Source organism: Serratia liquefaciens (genome assembly GCF_027594825.1).
GTDB lineage: Bacteria > Pseudomonadota > Gammaproteobacteria > Enterobacterales > Enterobacteriaceae > Serratia > Serratia liquefaciens_A.
Map to the genome: position 1 here is coordinate 2,653,625 of NZ_CP088930.1, position 24,194 is coordinate 2,677,818.

Annotated in this window: 21 protein-coding genes; 15 read left to right on the plus strand and 6 right to left on the minus strand. The window is 57.1% G+C overall.

Features of this window, described 5'->3' with window-relative positions; translation table 11 throughout:
- Window positions 1-475 precede the first annotated feature (475 nt).
- The gene (locus LQ945_RS12125; protein WP_044554818.1) at window positions 476-1,903 is read left to right on the plus strand and encodes a sugar porter family MFS transporter; all 1,428 of its coding nucleotides are present in this window, start codon (window positions 476-478) and stop codon (window positions 1,901-1,903) included.
- Between the two features lie 46 nt (window positions 1,904-1,949).
- Window positions 1,950-2,786: a TIM barrel protein gene (locus tag LQ945_RS12130; protein ID WP_044554819.1), complete on the plus strand. Its 837-nt coding sequence runs from the start codon at window positions 1,950-1,952 to the stop codon at window positions 2,784-2,786.
- Between the two features lie 56 nt (window positions 2,787-2,842).
- Here LQ945_RS12130 and fetB read toward each other — a convergent pair whose 3' ends face one another.
- The 5 genes from fetB to LQ945_RS12155 form a co-directional block, all read right to left on the minus strand.
- Window positions 2,843-3,616, minus strand: coding sequence for an iron efflux ABC transporter permease subunit FetB (fetB, locus tag LQ945_RS12135; RefSeq protein WP_044554820.1), 774 nt, complete (start codon window positions 3,614-3,616; stop codon window positions 2,843-2,845).
- Window positions 3,603-4,280, minus strand: coding sequence for an iron efflux ABC transporter ATP-binding subunit FetA (fetA, locus tag LQ945_RS12140; RefSeq protein ID WP_044554821.1), 678 nt, complete (start codon window positions 4,278-4,280; stop codon window positions 3,603-3,605). The genes fetB and fetA overlap by 14 nt, the downstream gene beginning before the upstream one ends.
- Before the next feature lie 174 nt (window positions 4,281-4,454).
- Entirely contained in the window at window positions 4,455-4,736 is a 282-nt protein-coding gene (locus tag LQ945_RS12145; RefSeq protein WP_044554822.1) for a FaeA/PapI family transcriptional regulator, read from the minus strand.
- A 15-nt stretch (window positions 4,737-4,751) separates the two neighbouring features.
- The gene (locus tag LQ945_RS12150; RefSeq protein WP_270102944.1) at window positions 4,752-5,918 is read right to left on the minus strand and encodes an FKBP-type peptidyl-prolyl cis-trans isomerase N-terminal domain-containing protein; all 1,167 of its coding nucleotides are present in this window, start codon (window positions 5,916-5,918) and stop codon (window positions 4,752-4,754) included.
- A gap of 2 nt (window positions 5,919-5,920) precedes the next feature.
- Window positions 5,921-6,334 (minus strand): hypothetical protein, encoded by a 414-nt coding sequence (locus LQ945_RS12155; protein WP_044554824.1) that lies wholly within the window; start codon window positions 6,332-6,334, stop codon window positions 5,921-5,923.
- Between the two features lie 763 nt (window positions 6,335-7,097).
- Between LQ945_RS12155 and LQ945_RS12160 the strand changes: the two genes are divergently transcribed.
- The 9 genes from LQ945_RS12160 to LQ945_RS12200 all read left to right on the plus strand — a co-directional run bounded on the left by LQ945_RS12160 (window position 7,098) and on the right by LQ945_RS12200 (window position 16,122).
- Window positions 7,098-7,628, plus strand: coding sequence for a fimbrial protein (locus tag LQ945_RS12160; RefSeq protein WP_020837413.1), 531 nt, complete (start codon window positions 7,098-7,100; stop codon window positions 7,626-7,628).
- 89 nt (window positions 7,629-7,717) lie between these two features.
- Complete coding sequence (locus LQ945_RS12165) at window positions 7,718-8,269, plus strand: fimbrial protein (protein ID WP_262241780.1); 552 nt, start codon at window positions 7,718-7,720, stop codon at window positions 8,267-8,269.
- A 102-nt stretch (window positions 8,270-8,371) separates the two neighbouring features.
- Window positions 8,372-10,873 carry a fimbria/pilus outer membrane usher protein gene (locus LQ945_RS12170; RefSeq protein ID WP_044554826.1) on the plus strand — a complete coding sequence of 834 codons (2,502 nt, stop codon included), beginning with the start codon at window positions 8,372-8,374 and terminating at the stop codon, window positions 10,871-10,873.
- A 19-nt stretch (window positions 10,874-10,892) separates the two neighbouring features.
- The gene (locus LQ945_RS12175) at window positions 10,893-11,648 is read left to right on the plus strand and encodes a molecular chaperone (RefSeq protein WP_081835901.1); all 756 of its coding nucleotides are present in this window, start codon (window positions 10,893-10,895) and stop codon (window positions 11,646-11,648) included.
- An 11-nt stretch (window positions 11,649-11,659) separates the two neighbouring features.
- Entirely contained in the window at window positions 11,660-12,274 is a 615-nt protein-coding gene (locus LQ945_RS12180) for a fimbrial protein (protein ID WP_044554827.1), read from the plus strand.
- Window positions 12,275-12,288: 14 nt separating this feature from the next.
- Window positions 12,289-13,293, plus strand: coding sequence for a fimbrial protein (locus LQ945_RS12185; RefSeq protein WP_044554828.1), 1,005 nt, complete (start codon window positions 12,289-12,291; stop codon window positions 13,291-13,293).
- A gap of 18 nt (window positions 13,294-13,311) precedes the next feature.
- Complete coding sequence (locus LQ945_RS12190) at window positions 13,312-13,851, plus strand: fimbrial protein (RefSeq protein WP_020837420.1); 540 nt, start codon at window positions 13,312-13,314, stop codon at window positions 13,849-13,851.
- 22 nt (window positions 13,852-13,873) lie between these two features.
- Complete coding sequence (locus LQ945_RS12195; protein WP_270102945.1) at window positions 13,874-15,508, plus strand: PglL family O-oligosaccharyltransferase; 1,635 nt, start codon at window positions 13,874-13,876, stop codon at window positions 15,506-15,508.
- 2 nt (window positions 15,509-15,510) lie between these two features.
- Complete coding sequence (locus LQ945_RS12200) at window positions 15,511-16,122, plus strand: helix-turn-helix transcriptional regulator (protein WP_270102946.1); 612 nt, start codon at window positions 15,511-15,513, stop codon at window positions 16,120-16,122.
- A gap of 14 nt (window positions 16,123-16,136) precedes the next feature.
- Here the strand turns inward: LQ945_RS12200 and ctlX are convergent, their stop codons facing one another.
- A complete protein-coding gene (ctlX, locus tag LQ945_RS12205; RefSeq protein ID WP_270102947.1) occupies window positions 16,137-17,063 on the minus strand; it encodes a citrulline utilization hydrolase CtlX in 927 nt (308 codons plus the stop codon).
- Between the two features lie 41 nt (window positions 17,064-17,104).
- Here ctlX and LQ945_RS12210 point away from each other — a divergent pair, with 41 nt between their 5' ends.
- The 4 genes from LQ945_RS12210 (at window position 17,105) to LQ945_RS12225 (ending at window position 24,139) form a co-directional block, all read left to right on the plus strand.
- On the plus strand, window positions 17,105-17,620 hold the full coding sequence (locus LQ945_RS12210) for an Lrp/AsnC family transcriptional regulator (protein WP_020837427.1): 516 nt from the start codon (window positions 17,105-17,107) through the stop codon (window positions 17,618-17,620).
- Between the two features lie 164 nt (window positions 17,621-17,784).
- Window positions 17,785-18,999 carry an SrfA family protein gene (locus LQ945_RS12215; protein ID WP_270102948.1) on the plus strand — a complete coding sequence of 405 codons (1,215 nt, stop codon included), beginning with the start codon at window positions 17,785-17,787 and terminating at the stop codon, window positions 18,997-18,999.
- Entirely contained in the window at window positions 18,999-21,944 is a 2,946-nt protein-coding gene (locus LQ945_RS12220; RefSeq protein WP_270102984.1) for a virulence factor SrfB, read from the plus strand. Before LQ945_RS12215 ends, LQ945_RS12220 begins: the two co-directional genes overlap by 1 nt.
- Window positions 21,941-24,139 (plus strand): virulence factor SrfC family protein, encoded by a 2,199-nt coding sequence (locus LQ945_RS12225; RefSeq protein WP_270100866.1) that lies wholly within the window; start codon window positions 21,941-21,943, stop codon window positions 24,137-24,139. Before LQ945_RS12220 ends, LQ945_RS12225 begins: the two co-directional genes overlap by 4 nt.
- Window positions 24,140-24,194 lie beyond the last annotated feature (55 nt).

Below are 24,194 nucleotides of genomic sequence, written 5' to 3' on the forward strand. Positions count from 1 at the left end.
CCCGCAAGCAGGCTAAATCCTGACCGGATGAAGCAAACTCTATTTCATTGAAAAAAAAGTTTCAAATAAATTATTTTAGAAAATTTGTTTTTAGTGCGGAAGGTCGCAGTTTTGCCACGTCACTGTACAAGGCCATTACATGCGGGAAAAAAAGCGGTCCCGGTGTTCACACGCCAACGACAGGGAATTAGCCCTGACTTTTATACAGAAATAGGCAGCCCGTGGGGAAATGCGACCCGGCCAGACGTTAAAGGATCGCGCGGTAACGCCTGTGGGGCATTTGCGGTTTTTTTTGAACTGGATCTAAAAATCAATATTTCATTATTCACTAATTATGAAATAAATGTTCTTGTTTACCGAAGCATTAACTCGACTATCACCGCCTTAATGACAGGCAGGGTCCAACCCCTTCCGCCTCCTCTTCCCTACAACCAACAGCGCGGGTGGAAGCCAGGAAAAAAAATCGGAGCAACACATGTCATCTCAGCGTAAGCATAATACCGGGTACATACTGCGAATATGCGGCATTGCGGCACTTGGCGGCATTCTGTTCGGCTACGACACCGCCGTGATTTCCGGCGCGATCGAATCCCTGAAAACCTATTTTAATCTCAGCCCCGCCGAAACCGGCTGGGCCGTTTCCAACGTGGTGATCGGCTGCGTGGTCGGTGCCTTTGCCGCCGGGCCGCTAGCCGGGCGATATGGCCGTAAGAAGGCCCTGATGCTGGCGGCAGTGCTGTTCACCATTTCGGCGGTGGGTTCTTCACTGGCGCCGACCTTCACCTGGTTTGTGATTTACCGCATTATCGGCGGTTTGGCGGTGGGTATCGCCGCGACCGTTTCGCCGATGTACATGTCGGAAGTCTCCCCCAAAGACATGCGCGGCCGTGCGCTCAGCATGCAGCAATTCGCCATCGTGTTCGGCCAAATCGTGATCTTCTACGTTAACTTCAAAATCGCCAGCATCGCCAGTGAAGCCTGGCTGGTGGAGATGGGCTGGCGCTGGATGTTCGCCTCCGGTGTGCTGCCCTGCATCCTGTTTTGCATTTTGGTCTTTATCATTCCAGAGTCACCGCGCTGGAGCGTGATGGTCGGCCGGGACGAGCAGGCGCTGGCGATGCTGACCAAAGTGTCCAATGCCGAACACGCGAAAAAAGTGCTGCAGGAAATCAAAGACTCGATACGGCAGGATCAGCAAGCCAGCCAGAAAAAACTCAGCTATGCCGATAAACGGGTCCGCTTCATTCTGTTCGTTGGCTGCATGATCGCCATGCTGCAGCAGGTCACCGGGGTTAACGTGATGATGTATTACGCGCCGGTGGTGCTGAAAACCGTCACCGTAAACGCGCAGGAGGCTCTGTTCCAAACCATCTGGATCGGCGTGATGCAGCTGGTCGGCTCCGTCATCGGCGCCATATTGATGGATCGCATGGGCCGCATCCCGCTGATGCGTTGGGGTACGCTGGGCGTCGTCGCCGGCCTGCTGATCACCTCCTATGCGCTCTATACCGAGGCCACCGGCTACTTCGCGCTGTTTGGCATGCTGTTCTTTATGGTGTTCTATGCGCTCTCCTGGGGCGTGGGCGCCTGGGTTCTGGTGTCAGAAATCTTCCCCAATCGCATGCGCGCCCAGGGCATGAGCATCGCCGTCGGCTGCATGTGGCTGGCCAACTTTGTCGTGTCCCAGACCTTCCCGATGATCAACGATAACCCTTACCTGTTCTCCAGCTTCCACGGAGCCTTCCCGATGTGGGTGTTCGCCGTCTGCTGCCTGTTCAGTTACTGGTTTATCGGCCGCTATATTCCTGAAACACGAGGAGTATCGCTGGAAAAAATGGAGGACGTGGTCATGGCAAAACGCTATCGCCAACCCCAACCCGAAATACAACGCACGCCGCTGTAAGTCGGCAAATATCAGGCTTTATCAACTCATTCAGGAGTAATGCATCATGACCATTGCGCCAGACCGTTTTTGCATCAACCGCAAGATCGCGCCAAATCTCGATTTGGAACAGTTTTTCAGCCTGGTGAAAAAGTGCGGGCTCAACAAAGTAGAGCTGCGCAACGATATGCCGAGCGGCAAGGTGACAGATAACCTGAGCAACGATCAATTAAATGCGTTGGCGGGAAAATACGGTATCGAAATCATCACCATTAATGCGCTCGGCATGTTTAACCTGCTGGACGATCAAGCCGCGTTGCTGAAAAACGCCAAGGCGCTGTTGTCACAAGCTCAGGCAATCCACAGCAAGGCACTGGTGCTGTGCCCGCATTGCAGCGCGAGCGATAACCGCAGCGAAGAGCAGAAAAAAACTGACACGCTGGCGGCCCTTAAGCTGCTGGCTCCGCTGTTCAAGCAATACGGTGTGCAGGGCTATGTGGAGCCGCTGGGGTTCGGTATCAGTTCACTGCGCTCGTCGCTGCTGACGCAGTCCCTGATCCGGGATTCTGGCGCGCCTTACAAAATCGTGCTGGATACCTTCCACCACTGTTTAAGCGACGTGGCACAGCCTGAATTTGATACGCAAATTCAGATTGACGGCATTGGGCTGGTGCACCTTTCCGGGGTAGAAGATCCGCGGGCTAAAAGTGCATTAAGCGATGAAGAGCGCATTATGCTAAGTGACAAGGATAGGCTGGAGAGCAAACAGCAGGTGCAGAATCTGGAGCGCCTCGGTTACCGCGGTCTCTACGCCTTCGAGCCGTTCTCGTCGCAGCTGGACAGCTGGACGCCAGCGGATATAGAACGTGAAATCCGTCAGAGCATCGCTCTGCTGCAAGGGTAATGCTTGCCCCTGATTTAACCGGGCGCTGCGTGCAGCGCCCTACTTTTTTTTCTGTATTATTTCAACGTGCTGACCACCAGTTGGTGGCGCTCGTTGTAGAACTTCCGGTAGGCCAGGTAGCAGGCGATGATGGTCGACAGGCTGGCGGTCGACAACAGCATGAAAGTCACCATAATCTGGTACTTAATCGCCTTGACCGGATCGATACCGGCGAAGATCAGACCCGACATCATGCCCGGCAGGCTGACCAACCCCACGGTTTTGGCAGAGTCCACCGTAGGGATCAACGAAGCACGGATACTGTCGCGGATTAGCGCCGCCGAAGCAAACTTCGGCGAGGCGCCCAGGCTCAGCATCTCCTGAATCTTCTGCTGATCGCTTTTGAAACGCTGTCCCAGGTTGTTGTAGCACAAGCCAACTGCCACCATCGCATTGCCGGCCACCATGCCGGCAATCGGGATCACCTGCATTGGGGTAAATTCTATCGAGCCGGTCAGCACCAATACCGCCAGCGTTAATACCGCGCCGGTGGTTATGGCAATAAACGACGTCACAAAAGCATGATCGATATATTTACTGCGTTTTTGCGCGTTGTAAGCAGCGTTAAAACAGATAAATAACACCATCAGCACCGTCAGAATGGCGTTATTCACATCAAAAATATATTTCAGCACGTAGCCGACAATGATCAGCTGCACCACCGCCCGGCAAATGCTCCAGATAATGTCTTTTTCCAGCGCCAGCTTTTCTTTGTGGCTGATTAAAATGGCGACAATCACCAATACCATCGACAAAGCCAAGGATTCATTGCTGATATTATGCTGGTTCATGGGTCGTCTCCTGTGCCCGTGCACCCTGCGCACTCAGGGTAATCACATCATCCGCATGCTTGATTTCGTCTTTATCATGCGTGACCCACAGCACCGCTACGCCATGCTGCGCCACCAGTTGATGAATAATGTCGTTAACGTTGCGTTTGTTATCTTCATCCAGCGCACTGGTGATCTCATCCAATAACAACACTTTGGGCATAAATTGCAGGTTACGGATCAATGAAATTCGCTGTTTCTCCCCGCCCGATAATTCGTTTACGCTTTTATCCAACATATTTTCCGGCAGCCCAAAACGCGCCAGATCGGCCTGCATTTTTTTCCTGTCCGGTTTTTGCTTTCTGATCTGGTAAGGCAGCGCGATATTGTCATACACCGCGTCACCAAACAGCGAAGGGGTTTGAAAACAGTAAGACACCTGCTGGCGATATTCTTCCGGCGGTATATCGGTTATGGCCTTACCGTCAAAGATAATTTCTCCACGAGTCGGGTCGATCAGGGAAGAAATGATTTTTAGCAGGGTGCTTTTACCGCAGCCCGACGGCCCGGTAATCAGTTTAAATTCCCCCTGATTCAGTCCGAAAGACACAGAATCCAAAATAACCTGATCACCTATTTGATAATGAATATCATTTAATATCAGTATGTCTTTGCTTTCCTTCATTATAAACTCGCATCCCTCATGAAAATATTTGTCCCCAGGCAGCCAGTATAAAGCTTCAAAAATTACACTAGCAATGGCTGGTCATTAAGGAGTCGGGCTGAGGCGCTTTTCGCACCGTCAGCCCTGTATTGATCCGCTGTGAAGGGTAGTCAAAATGACGAAACAGGAAAGGAATTACACTTTTTTGGGTGATGCACAAATATACCAGCGTAACGAGTTATTGATGCTGCGATGGGTACAACGAACTTTACCCTCTTTTTCCAATGCTAATAACAGCGTGCGCGTGGTGTAAATATTTTCACCGCACTTGTCTGCCAGCTCCCTGGTTTTAGGCCAGTGTTCCGGTGCCGGAGGATGATGCTCCCCTGCTCCCGACGCGCGTTCCATACAGAGTTTTCGTAACACGTTTAGCATATGTGACTTCCTGATTTCATATGTTATCGGCGCCTTGGCCATCGCGTACTCCTTGAGTTACTTTTGCCTGCTCCTGTCCTGCGGCAGCACGTCGGCCACGCGCAAGGTGTAAATCATGGTGGCCCCCGGCGGGATCGCGGGCGGACTTCCCTTATCGCCATACGCCAAGGCGGGGGGGACCACCAGCGTCATGGACCCGTGCTTATTCAGCTTGCCGATGGCGGCCCTAAACAGCGGCGGGTATTGCGCCAACGGCAAAGAGATTGTGGTGCCGGCCAAGTCCATATCCTTAATCACTTGCCCATCGGGGAGGCTTTCGCGTACCACGATATCGACGTTGTCATTGGCTTTTATCTGCCCGCTACCGGCATAGTCCACGCGGTAATAGAAACCGAGCGCATCTTTTTGCACACCGGGTTGTTTGGCGAAATCGGCGAGATAGGTTTTACCCTCCACTCGTATCGCCTGCTGCCGCTGCCGTTGGGTCTGCTGCAAGGCAGCGTCTGCGGCCTTTAGCGCGCGGTCGATAGCGGCATCATCCAGGCGTTGCCGCCCCGCCAGCGTATCGGCAATGCCCGCCAGCAGACGCGGGCGATCGGCTTCAATTCCCAAACGGCGGTTCTCTTCCTGTAAATGCATAATGTCACGCCCCAGCGAAACCCCGGCGGCGTAGGCCTGCTTATCCGCATCGCTGACCAGCTCCGGCGGTTGTCGCTGCGCGGCTAGCTGACGGTTGAGTTGCTGCAACTGCAGCTCTTGCTGCGTGGCGATCCGTTGTTGCCGGGCCAGAGCCGTCGCCATGGCGATCAAGTCTGGCGGTGTGGTGATGGCCTGACGAACACCTTTCAACGCTGCCACCAGCGGCCGGATATCAATAGGATCTGGCTTGGGTGTTGCCTTGATGGCTGGCGCCGCCGGTTGAGCCTGAGCTGCCAGCTGCTGTTCCAATTGGCGGATGGTCTCGGCCTGCCGTTGCAGGGCCTGATTCAGCGCGGTCAGACGGGCGTTGTCTCCGCGCGCAACAGCGGCGGGTTTGGGCTTGGCAGTCACCGGCGGAGGCGCTACAGGTGCAGTTTCCACCACCGGCGCCGCCTGCTGTTGCTGGGCAAATTTCAGCAATGCGGGAATGCCGTCATCCTTGCCAGGTGCAGTCTCTGCCGCCGATGCAGCGCCACATGCCAACAACAGCAGCAAAGCCGCGGCTCCTTCCGCGCACTTTTTCATGGTTACAGGCTCTCCACCCGGCTCGACAGATCGGACATCAGCTCATGTTCAACGTCGGCGCAGAATTTCTCGGTTTTATATTTATAAAGCGCATCTATGGCTTTACGGGTGCTTTCATCGACATTACTGCGAATGCCGGCATATCCCGAGGCGTTGGACAACAGCCCGTTAAAATAAGCAATCCGTTTTTGATAGCTTTGCGGATTAATATTCTTAAGTGAGTTGACCCGCTGCTGACAAAGCGCGATCCGTTGCTCATCAGTGTTTTCCTTAGGATTACTCTGTGAAACTTTTTTCATGGCAACCGTACCGGTGCCATTTTTTCCTACGCAACCGGACAGCAGTAAACAGGACATTATCATCACCGCCGTAGCGACGGCGGAACGGCGAGTTGAATCATTAATTATGGTAATCATTCCGTTTATCATCCCTTAATTATCACTTAGGTCATTATTATGTCGCGAAGCCCTGTTTTATCTGACTGCTTCTGATTAATCCTAACGAGTTAAATAACAGAAACGCACAATAACAGTCGGGTATTGGTAATAATCCGACACACATCTGTATTGTTATGTTTTTGTTAAAATCCAAAAAGGAATTATCGTAGTCACAATGAATGAATGTCACATCCCAGGCCCGTATTACCGACCTGTTCATCCATAAAAACAAAGAGTTAACTTTTTACCCGCGATTAACGCGCAGAATTCATCTTCTGCTGTCTGAGGGCGATATTATCAAAACAATATTGCTAATTGTAGTGCGAACACTAATTCTGGCGATCTAATATCTCGCATATTGCTATTTATATAGTCATTTATTCTGGATAATATTTGTATACGATCTATTGATTTTCAATTATATATATTTCTTTTTCCTTTTGGTTTTATATTCTGTATTTGACTTAACTTAATAAAAGCTATTTCCAACCGCACCTATTATTTGCAAGAATAATCCCAGCAAGACGCTATGGTGATATACCTATTTTTCTTTTATGGATTTCGCTTGTACGACTTCCAAAATATTTCGTTATTCACCCATGAATAACGGAGGGTGGCGTATTGCCCAGAGCAAAAGGATCTGGCTCCAACTACGGCGTCGGCGACATGACGTTGCCGCTGTTGTGGGGGATTTAGATGTGCTGTTCTTTTTATTTAAATACTCTCTACAGGAACTTGAGAAATGAAACTGAATAAATTAATGCTGGCAACCGTGATTGCTTTCGCTTCTGCATCTGTTGCTCACGCCGCATCTAACCAGGGCAGCGGTAAAGTCACTTTTACCGGTGAAATTATTGACGCGCCATGCAGCGTAGCACCGGAATCTGTTGACCAAACTGTCCCTATGGGCCAAATCAGCAGCCGTCTGCTGGCTAAAGAAGGCAAATCCAGCTCTGAGCCATTCAGCATCGAACTGAAAGATTGCTCCATTGCGACCATGAAGAACGTCCAGGTAACCTTCACCGGTACACCGGATCCAGACAACAGCAAACTGCTGGCACTGAGCGGCACCGCAACCGGCGCTGGCATCCGCATCTATGACAACCTGCACTCCAAAGACGTTGAACTGGGTACCGCGACCGATGGTCAGGGTCTGACCGAAGGTAACAACTCCCTGAAATTCGCCGCTTATCTGCAAGGCAGCAGCGCTTCTGGCGCCGTGGTCCCAGGCGAATTCACCAGCGTTGCAAACTTCACACTGGCTTACCTGTAATCCCCCCCTCGGGGACGCCCTTTAGGTGTCCCCGTTTTACCTGCACGGACATTGGGTAACGGGACCAACGGCTACAGGGAGACGCCAGCATGACAAACCGGATTTGGCGCGTACTGCTTATCGCGCTCAGCTTTTGCAGCGCAGAGGCGACGGCGAAAAATCAGGGCCACGGCACACTCAACCTGGGTGGAGAGATCGTCGAAACCCCTTGCGGGATAGCCAGCGAAAGCCTGGACCAGACCGTTGATTTCGGGCTGATCTCGATGACCGATGCGGCATTGGATACGCAGCCGGTGCTGATCGGCAGCCGCCGCAACTTTGAGATCAAGCTGGTTAACTGCGAATTGGCCAGCATCGTGAAACCCGACTTTATCTACCGCGCGGCCACCGTCACTTTCAACGGTATCGCCGACAGCCGGGATCCCGATCTCTTGGGGGTTTATGGCGAAGCGCAGGGCGTGGCCATTGAATTACTGACCGCCAACGGCGTTCAGATACCGCTGGGCAGTACCACCGCGGATTACCAGATTGTCGCCGGCGACAACACGCTGCGCTTTGGCGCTCAGTTACGCATTCATCCCGACAGGGCCAGAGCCGGCGGATTCAGCTCACTGGCGAAATTCACCCTGTCTTATCTGTAAGTAACGCCTCGTTAGGCGGGTGCCGCCGTCAGGCACTGAATGACATCACGTATTACGTATTCAGGTCGTACAGGATGACCTGCTATTGGGCGCGGATTTGCCATGAGTGATTATTCTATGACGTCATTACTGACACGGAAAAAAATACCCCTTACCGTCATTCTATCTTTCCTCTGGGTGCATTCGGCTTTTTCCGCCACGGAATTCAATACCGACGTATTGGATATTGGCGATCGCAGCAAAGTGGATTTATCGCGTTTTTCCGACGCCGATTACGTCATGCCCGGCGCCTATCTGCTGGATATCAAAATCAACCAGAAAACCTTGCCGCAGCGCAGCATTCAATATTATCCGTCGCCGGATAAAAAGGATCGCTCTCGCGTCTGCCTGCCGCCGGATCTGGTCGAGAAAATGGCGCTGAAAGAAGACGTCCTCAAAAAAATTACGCTGTGGCACGACAACAGCTGCGCCGATATCAGCGGCATCAAAGGGGCGACCATCTCCGACCGCATCGGCGGCGGCGTATTGGCCATCACCATCCCGCAGGCCTGGATGAAATATTCCGACCCGGACTGGACACCGCCGGAGCAGTGGGACGACGGCATTCCCGGACTGTTGCTGGACTACAGCATCAGCGGCCAGGTCGGCAAGCAGAGCCACAATAACAATACCGCCGAAAACCTCAGCAGCTACGGGACGGTGGGAGCCAACCTGGGTGCCTGGCGCCTGCGCGCCGATTATCAGGCCAATTACAATCAGCAGGCCGGCGAGCGCGACAACAACTTCGACTGGAACCAGATCTACGCCTACCGCGCGCTGCCAATGCAGGCTGCCAAGCTGACGCTCGGTGAAATCTTTCTCGACTCGGGGGTCTTTGATTCTTACCGCTTTACCGGTCTGAATCTGGCCAGCGACGAGCGCATGCTGCCGCCAAACCTGCAGGGTTACGCGCCGGAAGTGCGCGGCATCGCCAAAAGCAACGCCAAGATCACCGTCTCGCAAGAAGGCCGTACGCTGTACGAAACCACCGTTCCCGCCGGGCCGTTCGCCATTCAGGACCTCAACAGTTCGGTACGCGGCCGGTTAGACGTGAAGGTAGAAGAACAAGACGGCAGCGTCTCCACCTTCCAGGTCGACACCGCCACCATTCCTTATCTGACGCGTCCCGGCTATGTCCGCTACAACGTCGCGGTGGGCAAACCTTCGGCATACGATCACCGCACGCAAGGACCACTGTTTTCCGCCAGCGACTTCTCCTGGGGGCTGACCAGCGCCTGGTCGCTGTACGGCGGAGCCCTGCTCGGCGGCGATTACAACGCCTGGGCGCTCGGCCTGGGTCGCGATCTTAACGTGTTCGGCGCCATGTCGGTGGACGTGACGCAGTCCATCGCCCGTTTGCCCAATGAACCCACCGCCAGCGGCATGTCGTTCAAGGTCAACTACGCCAAGCGTTTCGATGAGCTCAACAGCCAGATCACCTTCGCCGGCTACCGCTTCTCACAGCGCAAGTTCATGAACATGTCGCAGTATTTGCAAGAGCGTTACAACGACTACGACGAACGCTACAACGGCCGCCAAAAAGAGCTGTACACCATTACCGCCAGCAAAACCTTTATGGCGGAAGACAGCGCCAAGGCGATCACCGCTTACCTGACCTATTCGCACCAAACCTATTGGGATGCCAGGGCGCAGGATCGTTACGGGTTATCCGCCAGCAAACTGTTCAACGTCGGCAATGTCAGCAACGTTACCGCCTCGCTGTCGGCCTACCGTACCACCTATCACGGCCGCACCGATGACAGCGTGATGCTGAACTTCAGCATACCGATTGGCGATCGCCGTCGACTGGGTTACTCACTGCAAACCAGCAACAGCGACGTGACGCAGATGGCGTCTTACAACGACTATACCGACCCGAACAACACCTGGCAGGTCAGCGGCGGCTTTAACCAGTCCGGCAAATCGCTGGCCCGTGGCTACTACAGCCATAACGCCTCGTTCGGATCGCTCAACGCCAGCGCCTCTTACCAGCAGGACAGCTATTCGTCGATCGGCGGGACCTTCCGCAGCGGCATTACCGCCACCCGACACGGCATAGCCGCCCACCAGAACTCCAGCAACGGCGGCAGCCGGATGATGTTGGACACCGACGGCATCGCCGGGGTGCCGATCAACAACGGCCGCGCCTACAGCAACCGCTTCGGCCTGGCGGTGATCTCCGACATCACCAGCTACTACAACACCGACACCCGCATCGACGTCAATACCCTGGCCGACGACGTGGAGGCCACCCGAGCGGTGGTGCAGGGCACGCTGACCGAGGGCGCCATCGGTTACCGCCACTTTGATGTGGTGAAAGGCAGCAAGCTGTTGGCCACCATCAAACTTGCCGACGGCAGCGAACCGCCGTTCGGCGCCACCGTGCTGAGCGAAAAAGGCCGCGAGGTGGCGGTCGTGAACGACGGCGGCTCGGTCTACCTGACCGGCGTACAGCCGCAAGAGCAGCTGGACGTCGCCTGGGAAGGCCAACGCCAGTGCCGCATTGTTATACCGGGCGCCGCCAAGCCGCTGGACCAGCTACTGCTGCCGTGCGCCAAACTGTAATCCGTAACGCAGAGAATTGATGATTATGAACAACTTTCCGTTAGCAAAAATGGCCGCACTGGGCCTGGCTTTGACCGCTGCAGTACCGGCCGCCAACGCAGCGATATCGCTGGATCGTACCCGCGCCGTTTACCTCAGCGACGCGAAATCCATCAGCCTGAATATCGTCAACGAAAACAAGGAGCTGCCTTTCCTGGCGCAGTCCTGGCTGGAAAACGAGCAGCACCAGAAAATCACCTCGCCGCTGGTGGTGTTGCCGCCGTTGCAACGGGTCGAGGCCAGCGAGCGCAGCGTCGTGCGCATCACCAAGACCCCGGAGGCCGACCGTTTACCTCAAGATCGCGAATCGGTGTTCTATTTCAACCTGCGTGAAATTCCGCCGAAAAGCAGCAAAACCAATGTGATGCAGTTGGCGCTGCAAACCCAAATCAAACTGTTTTACCGGCCAAAGGCCATCGTCGCGCCGAAAGGCGAAGTGTGGCAGGAAAAGCTGGTGTTTCGTAAAAGCACCGGCGGTTTCACCGTTGAAAACCCTACGCCGTTTTACATCACCCTGACCGGCATGACCCGCCAAACGCAGAAACAGGGCGGCGGCGCGCTGGGCGACTTCCAGCCGGTGATGCTGAAACCGAAATCGAGCGAAACCGTTAAAGTGCGCGACAACGGCCTCAACAGCTTTGTCGTTACCTATATCAATGACTACGGCGGTCACCCGGAACTGCGCTTCGCCTGTAACGGCAGCGTGTGCAACGCCGTGCCCGAGACCAAAAAATAAGGAGATTCCGCATGGCTGAATTCACCGGCGGCCGCCTGCGGCCCCTGCTGATCGCCGCGCTGCTGGTTAGCGGCAGCGCGACGGCGGCAACGCCATTGGGCGTGATCCAAGGCACCACCGGCACCGTCAGCTTTCATGGCGGCCTGCTCAGCTCCCCGTGCAGCCTGACGCCGGACAGCCAGGATCAGTCGATTGATTTGGGCGATGTTAACGCGCGCGACTTCCAAAATGCCGGCGATCAGAGTACGCCGGTGCGTTTTCGCCTCTCGTTCCGCAACTGCCTGCTGGGGGCCAAAGCCTTGGCGGATAACCCGGCCGGGCAGCGCAACGGCGATGCCGGGCAGCTCTACTTGCAGGGTGAGCAGGCCGCCACGCTGGTGTTTCTCGGCGAAAGCGACATCAACAACCCCGATCTGCTGAAACTGAACGGCGGCGTACAGGGCATCGGCCTGCGTTTGAAGGATCAGCAGGGCCATGCGCTGTCGCTCAACCAGCAGAGCCGGCCTTACATTCTGCAGCCCGGCAGCAATACGCTGTGGTTCAGCGCCAGCGTGGAGTCCACGCAGCGAGCGGTGATGGCGGCCGGTTTTTCCGGCGTGGCGCACATTCAGGTGATTTACCTGTGAGGTTCACAAACGCGATGAAAAAAACCTACCTTAACTCCTGCCTGCCGCTGGCACTGGCGCTGACGGCTCCGGCCGTCTGGGCCAACGGCTACGTGACGCCGGACGGCGGGGCAAAACAGTTTTATATCGACCTGAATGAAACCAACATTACAAATACCGTCGGTTTCACCAAATTGTTTCCCTATAATCTGGGCGGTACTTATACCGGTAAGGTCTATTGCGACACTCCCATTCCCCTCAGCCCGCATTTTTATAAATCGGATTCGGCTTTGCCGCCTTCCGACTACGGTAACGGCTATTTAAAACTGAATGATTTTCTGGACCTAAAAGCCGAGGTTTGGATCGCCGGCAATAAAAATGCCTATATCACCGTGCCGTTTTATAACGAGTCCAATCTGCTCAACCAGCACTCCTGTAAACCACCTTATTTACAGGTCAATAACTATGGCAGTGGTTCCAAAGGCAAAATCACCTTCCGGGTGCGCAAAAAAATCATCAACGGCGTACAGATCAACGACCGGCAGATCATCGAGATGTATGGCCGTTTAGGATCAACCGACGCCGGTTTCGGCCCCAACCCGATGGCGCAGGTCTTTATTCAGTCCGCCATTCTCTACGTGCCGGATAAATGCGTGGTGAACGAAGGCCAACTGATCAACGTCGAGTTCGGCGAAATCGGCGGCAGCAACCTGAACGGTGCCAGCTACCCGCAAAGCATCCCGGTGCGCTTCCAATGTGAAGGCGGCAGCTTCGAGGACGGCACGCTGAATATCAAACTGGCGGTCTCCGGCACCCCGGCGCCCTTCACCAATAACGCATTTAAAACCGATAAAACCGACCTCGGTATCGAGATCAAACATAACGGCCAGTTGGTGATCCCGAATGAATTTTACCCGGTGCCGAATATCGGTAACGGCGGTAGCTGGAACCTGGTTGCCGCGCCGTTGGCCAACGGCGGTAAAGAAATCGCGGAAGGGGAATTCAACGCCTCTGCCACCATTGTGGCGGCCTTCGAGTAATTCAGGGAGAAACAGACGATGCGTTTACGCGCTTTAGCGATGCTCAGTTGCACGCCGCTACTCTTTTCGGCACTGCCGACGCTGGCGGACACCGAGCTGGTCGGCTCACCGCTGCAGTTCCACGGCACCGTGGTGAGTCGCCCCTGCAATATCGAACCGCAGTCGGCCGATCAGGTGGTGGAAATGGACACGGTGATCGTCAAAACCCTGTACCGCTACGGCCATAGCAACCCGGTGCCGTTCAACATCAAGCTGACCGACTGCAAAACGGCGGTGTTCAAAACCGTCAATGTCACCTTCAGCGGGAATGAGGACAGCGAACTGCCGGGCAAGCTGGCGATCAATAACGGCGCCAACGGTGCCGCGATCGCCCTGTTTGACAGCAAGGGCGCGGACATTGATTTGAACCAGGCCACCAGCGCGGTGACATTGCAGGACGGCGCCAATATCCTGAATTTCACCGCCTATGTGCAGGGCCATCCCAGCGCGATACAGAATAAAACCATTACCGAGGGTGAATTCAGCTCGGTAGCCAATTTCGTACTGGCTTATCAGTAAGTCGGCGCCGCAGGAACACGTCATGATGTCCAAACCCAAAGTGGCCTGGTTATTCGGGCTGGCGGCATTTTATTGCCTGATCGCCATGCACATTTACTGGCCCAATCGCGGCGGCAGCGGATTCTATCTGCCGTGGAACCTGGTTGGCGGGATCTTTATCGCCCTGTTGATCATGGGTGCGATGCTGTTCAGCCGTCCGCCGCTGGTCACCTCCGGCTTCTTTAACCTGCTGGCGTCAGGCAGCCTGATTTTGCTCTTGCCGCTGTTGTGGGCTCAGCAGCCCTGGCTGAGCGAGGCCCTGCCGCGCCTGATGGGGCTGGCGCTGGGCGTTCTGGCCTACTTTGCGCTGCTGCAAATTCCACTCGACCGCCTGCGGCGGCGCAGGCTGTTGATGCTGCTGCTGGCAGCGACGGTCATCGAAGCCTTGCTGGGGCTGGTGCAATACAGCCTGCTGCAGCCGGGCAACTGGATCGGCTACAACACCCTGAAAAACCGCCCTTACGGCATCTTCCAACAGTGGAACCTGATGGCCAGCTTTATGGCCACCGGCCTGGCGCTGGCACTGTATCTGCTGAGCACCCGTCGCCCTTTGTCGCGCAGTCTGCAATGGCTGGCCGCCGCCATGCTGCTGCTGGCACCGCTGTTGTTAATAGTTATCGCCTCACGCGTCGGGCTGCTGGCGGCGGCGCTGCTGTCACCGCTCCAACTGTGGATGTTGTACCGCCTTAACCGCCGCCGCGCCGGCGTCGCCCTGCTGTTGTTGATGGCCGGGGTAACCGCCGGACTGTTGCTGGTGATGCTAAATGGCGCCACGCGGGCAATCACCGTGGCGGAGCCGATTTTTTATCGGCTGGCTTACTGGCAGGAGGCCCTGCGCATGATCGCCGAACGCCCTTGGCTGGGCTGGGGTTACGGCCATTTTCAGCACGATTTTCTGCATCATTTCTACACCACTCACAGCAGCGGCATGGAAAGCGTTGCCATCAGCCACCCACACAACGAACTCTTGCTGTGGGGCATCGAAGGCGGCCTGTTGTGCCTGATCGGTATCGCCCTGATCGTCTGGGGGCTGTGGCGTTTGCTGCGGCGTACCCGCGCCCTGGCGTTACGACCTGCGCCCTGGCTGGCAGCGTTGCCGATCCTGCTGCACATGATGGTGGAATACCCGCTTTACCTCTCCGCCGCCCATGCGGTGCTGCTGCTGGCTATCCTGCGCGTTGGCGACGTTCCTCGCCGTTTGCCGCTGCCCTCCCGTTTGCAACTCCCGCTGCGGCTGACCACCGCGGGCATCGCTGCATTGCTGGTGCCGTATCTGCTTAACGGCCTGCACAGCGCGCTGATCATTACCGCGGTGGAAAAAAGCGGCCTGCGGCAATTCGGCTCCATGAGCCAGGTCGTCACGCCAACGCCCTGGCAGGTCCGTTACGACTATGACGTCCAGTTACGGCAGCTGCTGCAATACCCGCAAACCCGCGATGTCGCTACGTTGCTGAACTACCGGCAGTGGGCAGAAAACGAAATCCTCGTACGGCCGGACGCCAATATTTACATCAATTTGATGGCGGTCAGCCGGTTACTGCAACAGCCCCAGCGAGCCGCCGATCTGCAACGCCAGGCCAAGCGACTGTTTCCGCACGATGCGCGCTTTGAGGAGTAACTATGCTTAATATCCGGTTCACCTTGTTGGGTAGCGATAAATTTTATCAGCTCGGGCTGCGCCTGCTGGTGGAAGATTACCTTCATAACCTGAATGCAAGCAGCCGCAGCGCCTCGGCCGGCTTGCAGAGTATGGAGCCGATAGAAATCGTCTTTCGCACGCTGGAAGACAGTTGCGGCTGCGCTCACTGCTATCAAAGCCCTTATCAGATACCCCGCCACCGGCAAATGACCGTGCTGATCCTCAACGACCGCGATGCCCACTACGAGCACAAGCACCCGGCGCTGTTTAGCATTCATCGGCGCGATGATGACGCCGTCATCCGCGCCAAACTGCAGCTGGCGTTGGAGCGTTTCTGCCAGCAACCCTGGATCGCCCTGCACGCCAGCGGCATCTGGAAATGCCGACAGTGCCGTATTGCCGCCCTGAGCAGCTGCGAAAAAAAGGTGCTGAAGCTGATGAGCTCCGGTATGTCCGCCTGTACCATCGCCGGCATGCTGCAGCGCAGCCAGAAGACCATCAGCGCCCATAAGCGCTCGGCGATGCGCAAACTGAACGTCCACAAAAGCATCGAATTGAACAAAATGCTGCTGAATCAATTGGGATTGAACTGAGCGGCCGACGGGGTTCAGGCCGAGGCGAGTTTCCGTGGCAAGAAAATCTCCGCCAGCATGCACCGCGCCCCGCCGCCGCCCAGATCTTCAATGATATCAATCGGCCCGAGCGCCAGGCGGGCATAGTCGCCGATCAGAGCCTGTTGCTGCGCAGTGAAATGGGACCAGGCCCGGGTAGACATAGCGTAAACCGGGTGGCCGTCTTTGGCCTGCAGCTCCAGTACGTTGCAGGCAAAGGCTTCCATCTGGGCAAAACTGACGTCAACAATGGTTTTCCCGCTGCGTTGCAGCGTGGCGATCAGCGTGCCTTTTTGGGCTTCGTTGCGAATGCTTTCAAGGCAAACGATGGCATATTTCACCCCGACGCTCAGCATCACGTTGGTGTGATAGATGGGCCGATTATGGCGGTCCGCAGCCTCAAACCAGACAATCTGATAGCCAGAGTGCCGTTCAAATTCGCGGCCCACCTCCGGCGAGCTGCGTGACGACAGACAGGCATAGGCCAGCTTATGCGGATGATCCAGGATCAGCGAGCCGGTGCCCTCCAGAAAGTGCCCCGCCAGTTCGTGGGCGGAAAGATCAATTTGCCGTTCAACCACAAACGCATTGGCAAGCTGCGTGATAATGTCCTGACGGCGCTCCCGTCGTCGGTTCTTCGCTTCCATCGGGAAGGTGAACAGGCTGCCGTCAGCCAGCAGTGCAATCCAGTTATTGGGAAATAGCGCATCCGGAGTTTCTTGCCCGCCGGCATCGTCAATCACCGTGACGTCGATACCGGCTTGCGTCAGTGCATCGACGTAGTCATTAAAGGCAATTAATGCCCCCATCGCCTGATTTTCATTATTTTCCGTGGTTTTTTGGAAGAAATTGCTGTGCCGGGTTTCTTGATTGGCGGCGAAGCCGAATGGCCGCACCATTAAAACGGATTGGGTGGTTTGCATGATGTTTCTCACAGGGTTCGGGATAGCGACGCCGCCCTATTATGGAAAATCAATTTGACGCCAAACAGTGTGATAACTGGCTAAATTGCTCTATATTTTTACAAATCGCCACTTCGAACCGACACTTTGACACCATGAACGATACCGACCGCCAAATCCTCGCGCTGCTGCGCGAAAATGCCCGTAGCTCGGTGACCGAACTAGCCAATAAGGTCCGGGTTTCACGCGCTACGGTGCAAAAAAGAATTGAGGCGCTGGAGGCGCAAGGGATCATTACCGGCTACACCATCCGTGTAAAACCGGGGGTGGAACATAACCGCATCCGCGCCTGGATGTCCGTGGCGGTCGAAGGCACCAAGGCGCAAAGCGTGTTGCAACAGCTACGCGGCGAGCCTGCGGTGTTTACCCTGCACACCACCAACGGCAAGTGGGACATTCTGGTGGAGATCCGCACCGACAGCCTGGAGAACTTCGACAAAATCCTCGGCCGTATTCGGCGCATTGCCGGCATTTCCAGCACCGAAACCAGCATCCTGCTGTCGACGCACAAGGCCTAGCTTACTGCTTAGCTCGACGGAACATCGCCTCAAGCATTTCCAAAAACACGCCCATTAAAGCAAGAGGTGCCTTTTTACGCCTGTCCTTGGCCGTTTGCCGCTTTAGTTCGCAGGTTACCATGACCGTTTATGCGTTTATCGGTAACAGGATAAGGTGCTTGGCAGTGGGAAAACCCTTTTTACGCAGTGGCCGTTTGGATGATGTGCTCGCATTGGGCGAGAATGGACAGCCGGTTTACGCCTGCGCGTTGCAGCTGCGGGAAACCCTGCGCATTCGTCAACAGCAGCCGGCCGCTGATTGTCTGGCGATCCCGCAGCCGAACGAGGCGGGCACTCACATTGACTGGTACTCACCTTTCCCGGGAAAAGTCACCTCCTGGCTGGCGGCGAACGAGGCTCAACGCGCTCAGGCCGTGCGCCAATTGGAGCGCAGCCTGGCAACCTTCAATGCCCTGATCGCCGAGACGCAGACGACCGACCATCCCAGCCAACGCCTTTTCGGCGCCTTGTTAAGCAAGGCGATGCAAATACCCGATCCCAACCATGTCTATCTGGTCGGCGATAAACCGGTGCTGACCTTTTGGGGCTTTATCAGGCCACAGGCACAGTGTCAGGACGATCCGCTGGCCTGTCTGCGCCCAGCCGAGGAGCCGACAGAAAAACCGATGCCCATTGCCGCCACTCCGCGCGCAGTCGCCGCCCCCGAGCCGCAACCTGCTGCGGAACCCGAAGCCCTGACGCCAGAGATTATCCCCGCGCCGGTGCGCAGGCCGTGGCGCCACTATGTGTGGATGGCACCGGTGATGCTCCTTATGGCCCTGCTGGCAGGCTGGCTGTACCAGGCAAACCGGCAACCGATCACCTCTCCGGCGGTGCCATCGCGCGCCCCACTGCCGGCCCGCGTCGCCAAACCGATCCCCAAACTGCATCTGCCATTGGCGCACGCCACGCTAATGCCGCCGCCGCCCGTCCCGGTGGTGTTGCCGCCGGCGGACAAAAATTCGCTGGTACTGCCAGCCGAAGCGGTCAAGGCCGGCTCCACCCGTTTTCTCAACGGCAGATGGCGCGCGACGGTAGCGTTGAAAGATCCGCTGACCGGCAAACGGCCCAGCCTGCAATACCGTCTCAATAACGGCAAAGGCACCGCCAGCATCACCTACGGCGACGCCATCACCTGCCGGGCGCCGGTAGAGGCCGGGCTGATGCAGTCAGGCAATCTGGTGATCAACAGCCGCACCAAAGCGCGTTGCAGCGACGGCAGCCGCTACCCACTGCCGGAAATCGTCTGCAGGCAAAATGAGACCGGCCCGGCGGAATGCACCGGCCGTTACGCTGCGGACACGGTTTATCCCATGACGTTAAAGCGCGAGAGTAAATGATGCTGGCCTCCCTTATGGACTATAAAAACGCCATTACGCTGATTCAGGACAGCGGCATCCAATTTCTGGACTTTGCCCTGACGCCGGTTTTGGATGCCGACTTCCCGGGCAAGTTTGTCCGCCAGACGGCAAGCGGCCCGCTATTGCGCCTGCAATGGCATACCGACAGCGGCAAATACCTGTTGCCCGCGCAGCCGGGGCAGGCCGATGAAGTGGTGCGCCCTGAATTCAGTTATCCCCTGCAGCAATCTTTGCGCCTGTTGGATAAGACCTGGCTGCCCCTGCCGTTCTTTCGCTACACCCCTTCTGGCGCGTTTCTGGCCGGACCGGACAACTGGGCGCGCATGCAGATCCTTCAGTTGGACACCCCCGATCAGGACGGTAACTCGCTGCGGGTGGTGCTGGCGTTCGATACCCGTATCGCGGCACCAGGCCAGGAGCCATTAGCCCCGAGCGAAAGCGATCTCGACACCGGACTAAGCTTTGCGCTGGCCCACCGCAATCACGATCTGGGCGAGTTTCTCGATCTGACCTGGGTGGACGGTTGGCTGCGAGAGGTCTTTACCGAAGCCGCAGCCACGCTGGAACAACGTGCCGAAGCTCAGGTCTACACCGGGTTGAAAACTTTCGAATATCAGGCGCACTACCTCAACGTGTTGAATATGCTCGGCGACCAACTGACGGTGCCGCAGATAAAAATTATTGCTGCCACGCTGCAGCAGCCCGCGGTCAACGTGGACGTGATTCTGGACGTCGGCAACTCCCACACCTGCGGCGTGTTGGTCGAAGACCATCCGGAAGAAAGCAACGGCCTGAAGCAGACCTATGAACTGCAGCTACGCTCGCTCAGCGCGCCGCACTGCGTGTACAACGAACTGTTCGAAAGCCGGGTCGAGTTTTCTCAGGTCTCGTTCGGCAAACCCGGCCTCTCGTTCCAGAGCGGGCGCGACGACGCCTTTGTCTGGCCTTCCATCACCCGCGTGGGCCGCGAGGCGGCACAGCTGGCACAGCAAAGGCAAGGCAGTCAGGGCACCACCGGCATTTCCAGCCCTCGTCGCTACCTGTGGGACGAAGAACGCTATGCGCCGGGCTGGCGTTTTAACGGCAAGCTGGAGCCGATGGCCACCGCCGCGCCCTTGACCACTCTGTTAAACGACGAAGGCGTTCCGCTTTCTGCGCTGCCCCTGGCGGAACGGCTACCGGTATTCGCCGCCCATTACAGCCGCAGCGCCGTCATGACGCTGATGCTGACCGAGTTGCTGGCGCAGGCGCTGATGCAGATCAACAGCGTCGCCCAACGGGCAAAAATGCCGAATGCCACCGCCCCGCGCCGCCTGCGTACTATCATCCTGACATTGCCTTCGGCGATGCCGAAACCGGAACGGGAAATTTTCCGCCGCCGCATGCAGGAAGCGATTGGCCTGGTGTGGAAAGCCATGGGCTGGCACCCGCTGGACGCGCCGTTCGACGGCCAGCAAACCCGCTTCCCCGTTCCGCAGGTGCACATGGAATGGGACGAAGCGACCTGCGGCCAAATGGTTTATCTGTACAACGAAACCCAGGTGAACTTCGCCGGCCGTACCGACGCCTTTTTTGCCAGCATGGCCCGACCGGATCGCCCTTTGGCAGCCGATGAGCCGGCAGGAAAAACGCTGCGTATCGCCTCCATCGACATCGGCGGCGGCACCACCGATCTGGCGATCACCCAGTACAGGCTGGACGATGGCGTAGGCAGTAACATCAAGATCAACCCTCGCCTGCTGTTCCGCGAAGGCTTTAAAGTTGCCGGTGACGATATTTTGCTGGACGTGATCCAGCTGTTTATCTTGCCCGCCGTGCAGCAGGCGATCGAAGACGCCGGGGTCGCGGCTCCGGCGGCCGTGATGGATAAGCTTTTCGGCAATGAAGGCCGCATGGACGGATTTTCCACCCTGCGCCAACAGGCCGCGCTGCAGATTTTCATGCCTATCGGGCGTGCGTTGCTGGCAGCCTATGAGGATTACGACCCGCTGGACGCCCAGGCAGAAATGGCCGCCAGCCTGGGCGATCTGTTGTCTCAAACCCCAACCCCGCAAGTGCTGGCGTTTATCAACGGCGAGATCCAGCGCGAAACCGGCACTTCTTCTTTCGATATTTTGCACACGCCGCTGGTCGTCCGCCTGGGTGACTTACACAGCGCCTTCCTGTCTGACCGGATTGGCATTGGCCGCTGCCTACGGCTGCTGTGTGAAGTGGTGGCGCTGTACGCCTGCGATGTGCTGCTGCTAACCGGCCGCCCGGCACGTTTCCCCGGCGTTCAGGCCCTGCTGCGCCATCTGCAGCCGCTGCCCGCCAGCCGCATCTTGCCGCTCGAGGGCTATCACACCCGCAGTTGGTATCCGTTTAACAAACGCGGGCGTATCGATAACCCCAAATCCACCGCTGCCGTGGGAGCGATGCTGTGCCTGCTGGCCATCGACCTGCGCCTCGAGAGTTTTTATTTCAACGTCGGAGATTTCCAGCCTTACTCCACCGTTCGCCATCTGGGCATGCTGGACGGCAATAACATGCTGGCGGACGATAACGTCTACTATCGCGACATCGATCTGGATCGCGCCGATTTTGCGCTGGATCCCGCCGGGTGCTTCCAGCTGCGCGGTCCTTTGCGCCTGGGGTTCCGTCAGTTGGACAACCCGCGCTGGCCGGCATCGCCGTTATATACGCTGACCATCACCGACCCCCTGTTGGCACGCAAGCTGGCAGGCGATGCGGTCATCAGCCTGCGGTTGGCCATTACCGGCAGCGAAAAGCAAGGTGCCGAGGGCGTTAAAATTGCCCAGGCCATGCTGGCCGACGGCAGCCCGGTTCACGCGCATCAGCTACAGCTTAAACTCAATACCCTGGCTGCCAGCGCCTCTGGCGCAACCCATTACTGGATCGACAGCGGGAGCATTTATCAACGATGAAACCTATCACCACTGATCCGATAAACCGCCTCAGCGACGGGATCCTCCAGGCCATTGACTGGGTCGCCGGCGCACGGCAACAGTCCACACGCCTGGACCGGGAAGCCGATAACCTGACCGTTCGCCTGCGCCGCAGCTACAACAAAGCCCGCAAGCTGGAAGCCGCCACGCCTCACCGCGTCGCCATCGGCCTTTATGGCCATAACGCGGGCGCCAAGGCTCACCTTCTGACGGCATTGGCCCCCGGTGCCGAGCTGCTATCAGAGGATTGCGCGCTGGCAGTACGCTACTGCGTGCCCACCGTCGTAACCCCTCCAGCTTATCCGGTGGTCATCACCTTGCTGGATAACGCGCAATTGCTCGCCATGACGGCCAGTACAGCGTTGAACAACGGCTTTCGCCCGGATGGAGACGCACGAGCTATTGCCGCACACCTGAATACATTGGAACGCCATCGCCAGCCGATGGCGATTGACGGCATGGACAGCAATGCCATCGTGGCGCTGTGGGACACTCTTCGTTACCACGGGGGCAAATGGCAACAGGCGCTGGACCGGCATTTCTGGCCGCAGGCCGTCTCACTGGCCCCCTATCTGAGCATTGACGACCGGGCTCGCCTGTTCGCACCGCTGTGGGGTGAAGACCCGGCGCTGACCATGTTTTATCGTCAGCTAGCACATAGCCTGCAAGCGTTGGGATGTAGTGAACGCGTGCAGGCTTCGCAGCAGGCACTGGATCAGGAAGTGGGCATTCAGCATGCCCACGCGGTCAACACGCCAGCCGAGGTGAGACTCTCCGTGCTGACAGAAAAGGGCGCCGTCGTGGCGATCCCACAGGCCGATCTGGCGTGGTTGGCTGCCGAAGTGACGATACCTCTGCCCACCGGGCTGCCCGCCGACGTTGAGCTTCTCGATATTCCAGCCAGCCTCCGTCGTTCAGATGGCGATCTGACATGGCGTATGCAACAGGCCAAACGCGCCAATCTGCTGGCCCACTACGCCGATAATCTGCAGGCCAGTCTGTTGCTGGTCAGCGATGCCGCCGGCACGCCACAGGAGGCCAGTCGAACCGGCCATGCGCTGGCCTACTGGGTTAAACGCACCCAGGGAGAAAATGCTGCGGTACGCAGCCGTCGTAAGCCCGGTTTAATCTGGGTAATCACGCCGTTCGACGCGTCGCGCGAAGGGAAAGCCCGCCCCGATGACGCCGTTCAGCGCTATGTCGGTGAGCCCGGCGACAGTTGGGCCACGCTGCTGGCCATGGATGAACGCGACTGCCGCCGCATGACGGACTATTTGATGGTGCAGGCGCGCCCGGCATTGAAACAGGCGCGCATTCAGGAACTGCAACAAGAATTGCGGCGTGAGCTGAGTGAAAGCCTGCTCGGCAACTGGCTTGTCGCAGCGGATCCGCAGCCTTTGCAACAGCGTAGCCAACAACTGCTGCGAGCCTTGCAGGCGCAGGCTGGGGCGCATGGCGAATTGCTGGAATGGCTGTTACCGCAGCGCGACAGGCTGCGCCAACTGTTCGTGCAGCAACAGCATGCTTCACCGGCGCCGACTGTCGCCGCACCGCCCTTCGACGTGGAGATCGACCTGTTTGGTGAGGGGGATAGCGCCGCGGCCAGCTCGTTGGAACATGGGCGTTCGTCCTTTGCCCGAAAGGTATTCGCCGACTGGGTTAACCATCTGCGTTGCCTGCCGGACAATGCCCAACTGCTGACCCTGTTGGGCGTCGATAAACCGCAGCTGGAACTGCTGGTCGATGCATTGATTAGCGCCGCCTGCCGCCTGGAGATTGACGCAACGCTGGAGCGCGTATTGGCCGCGGGCACCCTGCCGGAACAAGGGGAGGATCGCCAGGTCAGCCAGGCGCTGACGGTATTGAGCGATTTCGTTGCCTGGCTGGGCTTCCAGCAGCGCGAGGCGGCTTTACGCCCCGCCAGCCGGATCAATCCCGGCCAGCCAATCTTTACCCCACCACCGCAGCCCGCGGTCGACTGGGGTAATCAGCAACGCCTGACCAAACTGGCGCCCACGCCGGCGAAAAATGCTGCCTTCTATATCTACGACTGGCTGGTCGGGCTGCAGCGGCTGCTGGCGGAAAATACGCAGGCGGGACCTACACTCGCAGCAGCGCCGCATGCCGCGCTGGAAGCCATAGTGGCAACCCTGGCTGGCAATGACGGGCACTGACAAATTCAGGTAGGGCCACGTAACTTAGTGCAGGTAACGACGCTGCAACGTGAAA